Consider the following 12,469-nt stretch of genomic DNA (forward strand, 5'->3'; position numbering starts at 1 on the left):
ATCTCAGTTGCACTCAATTTAATAAATCCTCAACATTTAAGAAACTGGTTTACTAGTTGCTGCTACTGTACCTCATAAGAGCCGTAAATGCTGTAATGGAGTTCCGAGGCTCATTAATGGAGTTCAAAGCCTCATTAATGGAGTTCCGAGGCTCATTAATGGAGTTCTGAGCCTCATTAATGGAGTTCAAAGCCTCATTAATGGAGTTCAAAGCCTCATTAATGGAGTTCCGAGGCTCATTAATGGAGTTCCGAGCCTCATTAATGAAGTTCAAAGACTCGTTGTTGCATTCTAAAATATATCTCCCCCCTGCCTCCTGCCTTAGAGGATGTTTGAAAAGTCCTCTTCTGGGTAGCAAAACGTTTTAGATCCCCCTAAATCCTCCTTAAAAAGGGGGACTTTGATTCCGGTTCCCCCCTTTTTTAAGGGGGGTTAGGGGGGATCAGTTAGTGCCTATCACAGCCAACCACTTTTCAAACAACCTCCGATCGCAATCCCAGCCATTCTCGCTTGGAGAGTTCTTTTATCGGGAATAAACTGGCTTCAATCTCCTGGCGCACAACGTCTGTTACCTCACAGTTGCTATTAAGGCAATCGATAAGCAACTGATTGGCATTGTAATATTGTTGCAATAGTTGTTGTTGCCGTGGGCTGAAGTGCCAGCGATGCTGAATATTTCGATGCTTGGCGATCGCAGTTTTTAACCGTTCCATCCAAGCAGGATAACTTGTTTGCCACCATGTCTGAATGCTTTCTCTACTTTGTTCTAGATCGGGCAGTAGGTCTCTAAGTTGTTGTAAAGCTTGATGTAAGCCAGCATCTTGAACAATTGCTAAAGCACTACTCACAGCATCGTTGCACTCATAGACATCAGCAAAATTAGATTCGCATTCCATAACTAGATTATCTAATGCCGTATCCAAAAAAATATCTTGATCGAAAATGCAGACAAGGGCAAAGTACGGGGTAAGGTGAGGAGTCTTAGCCAAGGCAAGATAAAACGCCCAAATTGCAGCAGAATCAGGAGCAGCGACAGACTTTTGACTTGCCCAAGTCAAAAATTTTTGCAAATATGGCTCTTGAGCAACTAGCGCATCAATTTCTTGCTTCATCAACAGTACCAAAAAATCTGCATTCCGTAGCATGGCAACCGTTAACAAAAAGATTTCACGCCATCTAGGTTCAGTAATATGAGTTACCAGACGTTCTAACGGTTGTTTTAATGCTTCTAAATTATAACTGGCAACGATTTTTCGAGCAGTCAGATATTCTTGAAACGTCAAATAAGAGAAAGAGAAAATCCCCCGCACTCGTTCGGCTAATAATCCATGTTGCAACTCTATCGCCTGAAGTACCCCTTCACTATCTAATTGCAATTCCTCTGGTTCTGTGGAAGCATTCGGCAAATCACCGATATAATTGCTAATGTGTTGCTCAACAATACGTTGTTCAAAAAAGTAATTACCCTGCTCAAATGTGGCGCTAGCAACCTGACTCAGCAACTTAAGTTTTTGTGGTAATGAAAAATCTTGGTATACTTCATCCCGCTGAATTGGTTTAGTTTCGTCCCATTTGCCCAGAAGCAAGTCTAAGCACTGCTTATAAAACGCAGCTTTTTGGGTTGGGAATTTGTTTTGGTGATGAAAAACCCAGCAGGCGAGATGCAAAAACAAGGGAGTGACAGCAAGTCTCCGAAATTGCAAATTTTCAGGTAAATCTAGTTTCTCAATAAACTCAAATGCCTGTTTTTGTTTATCCTGGATGTTCGTTTTCGTAAATGTTGTAAACCACTTTTGAGCAAAAGCAACGATTTGATCTTGACTAAAAGGGGCAATTTCAACATCTGTAAAGCGTCTGAGGTTGAAAGCTTTAGCTGCCGTGCGGCAGGTGACGACAAACATATTCTTTTGATATTTTTCAGATAGTCTGCGAATCTCATTGACGACACCAATGCTTTGTTGATGGAGTACTTCATCTAATCCATCCAGCAATAGCAACACTCTGCCCTCCAACAACAAAGTTTCCAGCACAGATGGATCTGAAATTCCACAGTTGAGGAATTCTTTGCAAATATAGTTCAGTAAATGGAACTCTCCTGCAACTCTCGTTTCGTCGGCAAAATCTCTTAAGGTGACAAAAATAGGAACCCGATTTGCAGCAAATCTCCCTCGGTTGCATCGAATCGCCAGATGTTGTAAAAAAGTGGTTTTACCTGCTCCCGGTTTACCCAACACCCGCAGCTTTGAATAAGTTTGAACTGCCGCGATCCCCGCCATTTGTGTCTGGGATACTTCACCTAAACCAAAGCGATCGAATTCTTTTGATGTAAACTTTTGCAAATCAGCAAACTCTAACCACTGAAGGCTGGCAATCTCCTCCAAAATGTTGACATCAATGTAAATGTCGTCTATTATTACCGGGCGAGTAACATCTAATAACTGCAAAGTGCCGCACTGGTCTTGAATTTTGTCGAAGCGTTGCGATCGCACAAATTGTACTAGAGCATCAATATCTAAAAATTCAGCAGCACCAAGTTCTTTTGATTCAGAAAATTCTTCTGGAGGATTAGCCGCAATCTTCCGCCAATTCAACGACAACACAGAACAAATTTCTATAAATATATGACGGTCAACCGAACGCCCAGTAAAAAACCGCCAAATTGGTTGGCGAGTCTTTAAGTTGACTTCAAAAGCCAAATTGTCTTGTGTCCACCCTTTATGAGCGAACGCTTTTTTGGCTTGTTCAATCCCGGTAACTGATGCTTCGAGCGATCGCTTGACCATAGAAGCTTACACACATCAAATAAAAATTCTTCAAGTTGACATTAGACATTATTGCAACATAGACTTTCGGAACTACTTAGAAACTAAGTGAACTATATTGCCTATTTTTAAATGTTAATGATTTATTTCAAGCATCTTCAGCCAACATCATTTGTTTGGATTATTAGCAGTATAAATTAATTTTTTAAAGTGTATTTTATAACTTTGTATTTGGTGTTATGGAAAGTTTTTGTATATCTAGTAGCTTTGTCCTGCGGCAAGTCCAAAGTTTATGTACGATTGAGTAATCACAATTGTACCACTTTTAAGAAACAAGGCAGAAGAGAAGAGAATTTGACTTGTTTCTTCCATCCATAACGGAAGCGATCGCGGGGAGCATCTCAATGAGTGTAAAAACACGTCTGCCCTGGCGAATGGAATAGAGCCTCCGGCACGCTGACGCGAACGCGGCTATACAAACAAAACCCACACTTCTCTACGAGACGCTGCGCGAACGACAAGCTCAGTGACCGCCTGCGTGGGTTTCAAATTCTTCGAGTCCGCGTAGGCGGACTTCTCTGCGAGACGCTACGCGTAGCTTGCTTCTTTGTTCGCGTAGCGTCCCGTAGGGAAGAAGAACGTTTGTGTAGCTGCGATTTCTAATCGCCTGGTATATTTGCAAAGGTGAGATGCTCCCTACTTCTAGTTTTCGCTAGCCACAGGTAGACGTATAGTAAATGTACTACCCTGTCCTGATTCAGATGTCACATCGATTGTGCCATGATGTGCTTCAATAATACAGCGAGAAAGATATAGTCCCAAGCCACTACCAGAACGTTGGTGTTTCCCTTGACGAAATCGCTCGAATAATATTGCCTGATCTGGTTTAGAAATTCCTGGCCCTGTATCTTGGATATCAATATTCACAGCTACCGGAGTCAGATAACAGCGAATATTTACAGAACCTTTGTCTGTAAATTTGATAGCATTGCCGATGAGATTTGTCAAAACTCGCCGCAGTTCTATGCGATCGCCCATAATGGTGCTTGCTGTTTCACCTCGATCGATGTTTATAACTAATCCTTTTTCTTCAGCTAAAGGAGTTAATTCTTGGGAAACTTCATTAACTAATTCCTGAATATTGCAGGGAGAAATTTTTAAGGTTTTACAGCCCGCTTCATGACGATAAACTTCTAACAAGGTATTTACCATTTCCAGCAGGTCTTGATTGCTGCCAATCATGGTATCAATTATCTCTTGCAATTGTGGCGAAACATCGCAAAACCTGCCTTCTAGCAATAATTTTAAGACGCGGTTGGAAGCTACCAGCGGTATACGCAAATCGTGAGTAAAACGCGAGACAAAATCTGCCCGGAGGTTCGCCATCTGATCTCGTTCGTCGATACTATGCTTGAGGCGCAGGAGCGATCGCACCCTTGCATGTAGTTCATCAGGATCGAATGGTTTGCGAATGAAGTCATCTGCACCAGCGTCAAGTCCTTCAACAACGCTAGACTTATAGTGAGCCGTGAGCAGCAGAATTGGGATAAATGGCAACGCCTGATTCTGTCGGATGCGCCGAGTAAATTCATAGCCATCTAGCTCCGGCATCATCACATCTAAGAGAATTATGTCTGGCGGTGACTCTTCAACCATAGCCAGAGCAATCTTACTATCTTCTACCAAGCTAATTTCATAGTCCTCATCTTCTAGGACAGCTTCTAAGACGAGTAGATTGTCAAAAACATCATCGACAACGAGAATTTTATCTTTTTTGACAGTTTTAGGTAAAGACATGGCTAAATAAAAAAAGAAGTGCTTGGCTATCCCTAGCAAATCTAGTAATAGCTTACTTCACCAGTGCTGAGATTATTAAGGATTAACATTTTCTCTTAGAGTTTCCTGAGTTAAATACCTTTTTCTACGTAATTAAACTGATTTTTTCTTTATAATATGTATTATTTGTTTGGCAGAGCATTATTTTATAAGTATATTAGCCGCCTAATTTATCCAATTAATATGAGTGCCTGGGTGGTAGAGTGAGTTTTTTAGCCGCTTTTATGTGCATAATACCGCTCAAAGCAAGGATAACTACTTAATCTTCACCTACTTTTGCTTGCTACCAAATTTTTCATGAAAAATTATTTAGCATAAAACATCGAGCGTTAGGTTAATGTATAAAAATATTTTTTGATTGAATTATATTGTCATATCCAAACTCTTGCCTTAAAAAAGCTTACGAGATAAGGTTATCTATGTCTAATGGTAGATGAAGTTCAGTGAATAATACCAAACGCATTGCTTTTTGTATAAGATCCCGAATAGAAGAACGAGATTATTTTAATCTGTACTTTAGATAAATAACAGTAAAGTTAAGCAACTATGAGTGAAATCAAGATCCTTGTGATTGAAGATCACAACCTGACAAGAATCGGCTTGCGGTCTGCCTTACAAACTCAGCCAGAGTTTAACATTGTTGGTGAAGCAGCCAATGCAGCCGACGGCATCAACCTTCTGAAAACTCTCAAGCCGGATGTTGCTACTATTGACATTGGTTTGCCTGACATGGATGGTATTGAGCTAACACGCACATTTAGGCAATATCAGGCAGAGAATGAGGACTATACAACAAAGCTGCTAATTTTAACGATGCAAAATAGCGAACAAGCAGTTTTAGCAGCATTTGCAGCAGGTGCAGATTCTTATTGCATGAAGGATATAGAAACTGAGAAACTAATAGAGGCTGTGCAAACGACTTATGCAGGTAGCTCATGGATCGATCCAGCGATCGCAGACCTTGTACTACAACAAATACGTCAAGATTTCCCTGATGGCACCAGAGGCGCATCTGGAAAAAGAGTTTTGATTGAAGGCATTGACGCAGATACTGAGAAAAGTATAGTCAGCTATCCTTTAACTCACAGAGAGATGGATGTTTTAGAGTTGATTGTTGCTGGCTGTGACAATGCAGAAATTGCTAAAAGGCTCTATTTAACAGTCGGTACTGTCAAAACTCATGTTCGAGGTATTCTCAATAAACTCTGTGTCGCTGACAGGACACAAGCTGCTGTCCGTGCGTTGCGGGCGGGATTAGTACCGTGAGCAAGTAAATAACCATTATGAACTGCGTACACAAGAACACTTAACAAGTAAATAAAAATCTTTCTTACCCAGTCCCCAGCCCCCAAAAGCAGTTAACTATGACAAAGATTTATGAAGAAATTGTTACAAAGTTTAGTACAATGACATAATTGACTAAATAAGTATTTTTCTATACATACATGATAGCGGATCAATTTCCCTGGCTTACCGCGATTGTCTTACTACCACTTGTTGCTTCCCTGCTCATCCCTGTGTTGCCTGATAAAGATGGTAAACTCGTGCGGTGGTATGCACTAGGTATAGGTATTGCAGATTTTGCCTTGATGTGCTACGCCTTTTGGAAGCATTACGATGCCAGCAGTGCTAGTTTTCAAATGGTGGAAAATTATGCCTGGATACCTCAACTAGGTTTTAACTGGGCGGTATCAGTCGATGGGCTTTCAGCGCCACTTGTGCTTTTAGCCGGATTTGTCACCACACTCTCGATATTTTCAGCTTGGCAAGTCGATCGCCGACCCCGCCTCTTTTATTTTTTAATGCTGGTGCTGTATTCTGCACAGGTAGGGGTGTTTGTTGCTAAAGACTTGCTGCTATTTTTCATCATGTGGGAAGTAGAACTGATTCCCGTCTATCTACTAGTCTGCATTTGGGGTGGGCAAAGGCGTCGTTATGCGGCTACAAAATTTTTGTTGTATACCGCAGCTGCTTCTATATTTATTTTAGTGGCAGCCCTGGCAATGGGGCTATATGGCGGCGGTAATATGACATTTGACATCACCGCCCTCGCCAGCAAAGAATATCCTCTTAGTCTACAACTGCTACTTTATGCAGGATTGTTGATTGCATTTGGTGTCAAGCTTGCTGTTTTCCCCATGCATACTTGGTTGCCTGATGCTCACGGCGAAGCATCCTCTCCTGTATCGATGATATTAGCTGGTGTGTTGCTGAAGATGGGCGGATATGGACTGATTCGCCTGAATCTGGAACTACTTCCCGATGCACACATTTATTTTGCGCCGGTTTTAGCCATTCTCGGTGTTGTCAACATTATCTATGGTGCATTGAACTCCTTTGCTCAGACCAATATGAAGCGGCGTTTAGCTTATTCGTCGATTTCTCACATGGGGTTTGTACTGCTTGGGATTGCATCCTTCACTGATTTGGGAATCAACGGCGCGATGTTGCAGATGATTTCGCATGGTTTAATTGCATCTGTGCTGTTCTTCTTAGCAGGTGTTACTTACGATCGCACCCACACAATGGTAATGAAAGATATGGGCGGTATTGGTCAAGCCATGCCCAAAGTCTTTGCCCTGTTTACAATTGGAGCGATGGCATCTCTGGCACTTCCCGGAATGAGCGGCTTTGCTGGCGAACTCTCCGTATTTGTTGGGATGACAAGCAGTGACGTTTACAGTTCAACTTTCTGCACCGTCACAGTTTTTCTTGCCGCAGTTGGAGTTATCCTCACACCGATTTATCTACTTTCCATGCTGAGAGAGGTATTTTATGGTAAAGACGCAGCACTGCTATGCGACATTAATAATGCAAGCTTGGAAAATCAAGAAGACGACGGAACAGTTTGTTTTGGTACAGACTGTCTCGTACCAGAAGATGCAGTCTACGAGGATGCTAGACCCCGTGAGGTATTTATCGCCGCCTGTTTTCTGCTGATGATTATTGGTATTGGTTTCTATCCGAAGATGGCGATGCAGATGTACGATGTGAAGACCGTTGCAGTCAATGCTAATCTTCGCCAGTCTTATGCCATAGTCTCCCAAACCAATCCCCAAATTTATGCTAAGGGACTCTTGGTTCCGCAAATTTCCGAGGTTGAAGTAGCGCCCGTTTTGGGAACTTTGAAGTAAGCTTTTTGACCAATAAACTTGTCAAAAAGAGCGATCGCTAGGTATCTTTCTAAAGAATAACAGAGCATTGATAGCCTATCCACAGTGATAGACTATCAATCTCAAATCATTCTCAGGATGCCCAAGATGTTTTTTCTGGAAAAGCTCCTTTTTTCCAATTTTGCCAAACCTTTACTGCTGCTCGTTGAAAAAATGCCTGCGAGTTTTGCTCTGGGGTTTCTTGAAGTTCCTTAATTTCTCCACTCAATTTATCTATCCATAAAGAGCCGAGACGATCCTCATGTGGGCCAAAGCGGTAAGTAACGCCGGTCTCATCCTCCTTTTCTTTTAGAATCAATACATAAAAAGCCATAATACCTGATATTAAAAGATATGCTCACTAACTTTTAAAAATTATAGTAATTAGAATTATTATCAATGTGCAAGTGTAAAAACAATATTTTTACTAACGTTAGTTACGTCTTTGTGATTACAAATTCTTTATGACTGCCAAAATGTGAATAGTCTTACTCTTCGGGTAATTTTTCAACATAAATATATTTTAAACCATTAGTGAGGATATTTTAAGTTGGGTTTAGCAGCAGATATAATCGATTTTTTTTCTGTATATGAAAACATTACTTCAACTCCCAAATCAGTAGAGGCTTTTCTCGAAGAGACTGATCAATTTGAAAACTGTAGTGAAGTAAAAAAAATTATTAGGAGATTAACTCAAGAAGGATGGCTGATTCCTGCTGGATTTAGTGCAAGTAGTCTTGTGCTATTTCATGATACATATTACTCTTATTCAGAGGTTGAACCTGTAGAACAAGATTATGGTACTTATGAGTTTTTAGTTTTTGGCTTTCCTTACATTCGTAATCATTTTGTCACTACAGTTAAACCTGTAGTGGTCAAGAAAATAGATGGATCGGATGATATAGGCTCTGGATTTTTACTTAATTACCCATCATTTAAAAATTCATTATTTGTAACTGCCAAGCATTGCATTGAGAATATGCAAGAAGTAAGTATTCCTGAATGGAACTGTGCCAATATACCTCTTTTAAATATATGGACACCTAGTGATGAAAGAGTAGATTTAGCTGTTATTGAATTTGAAGGAGATGCTTTTCCAAAAATACCTAGTTTTCATATTAGCAATGCTAATATATTAGACGATATTTTAACTATGGGCTACCCGCCAATTCCTGGTTTTGAATCTGTATTGATTGCAGAAACTGCACAAATTGCTGGACATTTGAAATCAACAACAGGGCAAATTATAGGTAAGGAAAAAGCTTATTTGGATCAGCAAAACTACTTTCTAATTAGTGCCAGAGTAAAAGGCGGTAACAGCGGAGGTCCAGTTATTAATCAATATGGTAAAGTCGTGGGTGTAGTTTGCCAACTTCCAGCAGAAGCAGAAGGACGTACAGACATTTTAGGTTATGGTTGTGCAATACCTACAGAAACATTACGAGATTTTCTACAAGCTTGTATCGAACAGTCTGATACTGTTACAAAAGTCAAATTTCAAATGACTCCAGATGGGTTTAGAACAGCTTTAGGCTGATACATTGCATTCAATCAGTATTCTTTAACCTCAATTTAACAACTTACATACAAAAAATTACTATAACTCATGAGCAAATCAACCCTTTACATGGGATGCTAGTTGATGATTAGTGAGTTTAGCCAATGTCTGTTGTTTCTACCATCACTGTTACCGTTCCCGCCACAACTGCTAATTTGGGGCCTGGTTTTGATTGCATCGGTGCAGCATTAAAGCTGTACAACGAGTTCAAGTTCACTCGCCTAGAAGAAGGTGGGTTAACTATTGATGTCACTGGTACAGAAGCCCAACGAGTCCAAACTGATGAAAGTAATCTTCTCTACCAAGCGTTTGTCAAGTTCTATCAACATATAGAGCAGACACCGCCGACTGTGAAAATAGAGATTAAGTTAGGTGTCCCGTTGGCGAGGGGTTTGGGTAGTTCGGCGACAGCAATTGTTGGTGGGTTGGTTGCTGCTAATCAATTAGAAGGTGCTACTCTTTCTCAGTCGCAGGTGATGGAGTTAGCGATCGCAATGGAAGGACATCCTGATAATGTAGTTCCAGCTTTGTTGGGAGGATGTCGTCTCGCTGCTACCAGTGGCGCAGGTTGGGAAATTTGTGATGTTCCCTGGCATAAAGATGTTGTACCAGTTGTGGCTATTCCTAATTTTGAACTTTCTACTTCCGAGGCGCGGGGCGTTCTCCCCACTGAAGTGAGTCGTGCTGATGCGATTTTCAATACGGCACATTTGGGCTTATTGTTGCGTGGCTTGGAAACTGGTAACGGACAATGGTTAAAGACAGCTTTACAAGATAAGTTGCATCAGCCCTATCGCAAAGCTTTGATTCCTGGTTACGATGCTCTCAACATCGCAGCTGTTAGTGCTGGTGCTTATGGTATGGTGATTAGTGGTGCGGGGCCGACATTGTTAGCTTTGGCGGATAAGTTACACTCAAAGGCTGTGGAGGCGGCGATGTTAGCTGCTTGGCAAGAAGAAGGAATTACAGCCGAGGTGCGATCGCTTTCTCTCGATACCCAAGGCGCAAAAAGCTTTTAATATTTTACTCAGCACTTAAAACTCGATTTATGGAGCAAACTCAGGCTGAAATAGCGGCACTTAACTCTCAAATTCAGATTCTTTTAGAAGAACGCGCTGCACTTACTATCAAAAATAATGTCATCTCTGGCGAGAATGATTCACCCCAGGCGATGGTAGAAGCTTACCGCCGTCAAGCCAGAGAAAATGCCCAATTATCAGTTGAACTCCAAGGCATAGATGCAGCGATCGCCGCTTTGGAAGGCAAGATAAAACAAAAACAAGGTAAGTTAGTGCGATCGCAAGGTGAATCCAAACAACTTATCCAACAGCAGCAGCTAGAGGAAGCCAAAGAAGTGGCTCAGGTTCATGCTGAACGCATTAATCAACTAGCAAGTGAACTGGCCGCAGAAGTCCGTTTTCTTAAGGCTTGTGCCAATCAACTGAGTCCAATGTATTGGCAGATTTATTACAAACCCTTTATTACTGGCTTTAAGACAATCTCCGTTCCCTATGTCCGGTCTGATGGAGAAGTGTGGACAATTGTCAACCGGATTGTTTAATGTTTTAGCCTTTGCGTTTGTATGCAATATATTGACTTCTCTCTTTTTAGGCTATCCATTACCCGAATCTTTCTCAACAAAAATATAACTTACTTAAAACAAGTTATCCACTCAAATTCTCCAGTTTGTGGTTAGCGATCGCCTAGAAAATTTTCGTCATTTACATTCTTCTGTTTTTGTCAAATATCTACAGAGCGCCTTGTTCTACAATCCTGTTCCTGACTTATTTACAGCAATCTTAAGAAAAATGTGAATAATGCATAGCAACTTTGAGAAAGGGATTTAGGCTCGAAATTCAAAGATATTTATTCCAAAATGGGATGCTCCGTCATGCTCAAAGATAAATACTGGCTTTCTTCACAAGTTCCTCAAATTGTTTTGCTATAAATATAAATATAGGGTGAAAACCTTTAAGAGATTTAAAATTCAAAAGTCGCTAAACATAGTTGAGGGATTAGTCATTTTTGACAATCCAGCATCTGGAAACCCGAAACCGTAAAGACCAATTACCAATGAAATCGGAGGTCTATATGATGTTTAAAAAGATTCTAGTTGCATTAGATCGCTCAGAAATAGGGCAACAGGTTTTTGAGGAAGCATTGGATTTAGCAAAGTTAACACAAGCTAGCTTAATGTTACTTCATGTCCTATCTTCCGAAGAAGAGGGTAGTCCTTATGTACCTATGCTGTCTAATATGGACTACTATCCAGGATTGACCAGTCAAAGCTTTGAGTTATACCAAAAACAGTGGGATACCTTTAAAAATTTAGGAATCCAGATGTTGCAATCTTTTTGTGCCCAAGCAAACACAGCAGGTGTGACTACGGAATTTACACAAAATGTTGGTAATCCTGGTCGCATTATTTGTGATTTAGGCCATAGTTGTGGCGCTGACCTAATTGTTATGGGGCGTCGGGGTCATTCTCGATTGATGGAACTATTTCTCGGTAGTGTGAGTAACTACGTTCTTCACCATGCTCCTTGTTCAGTGCATATTGTGCATCTTTCAGTTACTCCTAAAATAGATGAAGTTGTCAAAGAAACTACAAGTGCTTTTAGCGTTAACTAACCACTAAGCTATTCCACATTTAAGAGGATGTTTTAAAAGTGGTCAGATGTAATTTTAGGCACTTCTAGATCCCCCCTAACCCCCCTTCAAAAGGGGGGAACCGGAATCAAAGTCCCCCTTTTTAAGGGGAGCCACTGCGGTCTTGGGGTCTCCCCAAGTGGAGCAAGTGGCGTGGATTTAGGGGGATCTAAAACGTTTTGTTACCGACCAAAGAACTTTTAAAACATCCTCTAACTTGCATAATTAGGGTAGGCAATACTTCGGCGCGATCGCTACTTCTGTGCGAGAGGCTATGCTAACGATAACGCTCAGTATGCTGCCTACCCCATAAAAGTTAGTTATCTCAATCAACGATCTCTGTAAATTGAATCTCCAACAACCGATCCCTAACTACACTGTATTGGGCTAAAATTGAGCGTAGGCGTAGCCCGTCATAGATACAGCACTTGCGTCTATTATGAGGTACACTAGATTAAAATATAAATCCTTTTAAATGAAGTCCTACTCTGTCGATCTTCGAGAAAAAATAG

At 40.9% G+C, this 12,469-nt stretch carries 10 protein-coding genes; 6 read left to right on the top strand and 4 right to left on the bottom strand.

The features are described from left to right. Positions 1 to 473: 473 nt before the first annotated feature. From V7K44_RS18280 to V7K44_RS18290, 3 genes are all read right to left on the bottom strand, one after another. Complete coding sequence (locus V7K44_RS18280) at positions 474 to 2,783, bottom strand: NACHT domain-containing protein (RefSeq protein WP_334933343.1); 2,310 nt, start codon at positions 2,781 to 2,783, stop codon at positions 474 to 476. A gap of 502 nt (positions 2,784 to 3,285) precedes the next feature. Further along, a complete protein-coding gene (locus V7K44_RS18285; protein WP_334933344.1) occupies positions 3,286 to 3,444 on the bottom strand; it encodes a hypothetical protein in 159 nt (52 codons plus the stop codon). Between the two features lie 20 nt (positions 3,445 to 3,464). Continuing rightward, complete coding sequence (locus tag V7K44_RS18290; RefSeq protein WP_334933345.1) at positions 3,465 to 4,559, bottom strand: hybrid sensor histidine kinase/response regulator; 1,095 nt, start codon at positions 4,557 to 4,559, stop codon at positions 3,465 to 3,467. A gap of 585 nt (positions 4,560 to 5,144) precedes the next feature. Here V7K44_RS18290 and V7K44_RS18295 point away from each other — a divergent pair. Further along, positions 5,145 to 5,864, top strand: coding sequence for a response regulator transcription factor (locus tag V7K44_RS18295; RefSeq protein WP_334933346.1), 720 nt, complete (start codon positions 5,145 to 5,147; stop codon positions 5,862 to 5,864). A 179-nt stretch (positions 5,865 to 6,043) separates the two neighbouring features. Next, entirely contained in the window at positions 6,044 to 7,732 is a 1,689-nt protein-coding gene (locus V7K44_RS18300) for an NAD(P)H-quinone oxidoreductase subunit 4 (protein WP_334933347.1), read from the top strand. Positions 7,733 to 7,844: 112 nt separating this feature from the next. On the opposite strand, the gene V7K44_RS18305 is transcribed toward V7K44_RS18300, so the two are convergent. Continuing rightward, on the bottom strand, positions 7,845 to 8,084 hold the full coding sequence (locus tag V7K44_RS18305; protein ID WP_094342344.1) for a hypothetical protein: 240 nt from the start codon (positions 8,082 to 8,084) through the stop codon (positions 7,845 to 7,847). 216 nt (positions 8,085 to 8,300) lie between these two features. Between V7K44_RS18305 and V7K44_RS18310 the strand changes: the two genes are divergently transcribed. From V7K44_RS18310 to V7K44_RS18325, 4 genes are all read left to right on the top strand, one after another. Then, positions 8,301 to 9,287, top strand: coding sequence for a S1 family peptidase (locus V7K44_RS18310; protein WP_334933348.1), 987 nt, complete (start codon positions 8,301 to 8,303; stop codon positions 9,285 to 9,287). Between the two features lie 125 nt (positions 9,288 to 9,412). Further along, a complete protein-coding gene (gene thrB / locus V7K44_RS18315) occupies positions 9,413 to 10,327 on the top strand; it encodes a homoserine kinase (protein WP_334933349.1) in 915 nt (304 codons plus the stop codon). A gap of 29 nt (positions 10,328 to 10,356) precedes the next feature. Continuing rightward, the gene (locus tag V7K44_RS18320; protein ID WP_194040589.1) at positions 10,357 to 10,869 is read left to right on the top strand and encodes a hypothetical protein; all 513 of its coding nucleotides are present in this window, start codon (positions 10,357 to 10,359) and stop codon (positions 10,867 to 10,869) included. A gap of 533 nt (positions 10,870 to 11,402) precedes the next feature. Further along, on the top strand, positions 11,403 to 11,939 hold the full coding sequence (locus tag V7K44_RS18325) for a universal stress protein (RefSeq protein WP_334933350.1): 537 nt from the start codon (positions 11,403 to 11,405) through the stop codon (positions 11,937 to 11,939). Positions 11,940 to 12,469: the final 530 nt, after the last annotated feature.

The sequence above is a fragment of the Nostoc sp. genome (genome assembly GCF_036917235.1).
Taxonomy (GTDB): Bacteria; Cyanobacteriota; Cyanobacteriia; order Cyanobacteriales; family Nostocaceae; genus Nostoc.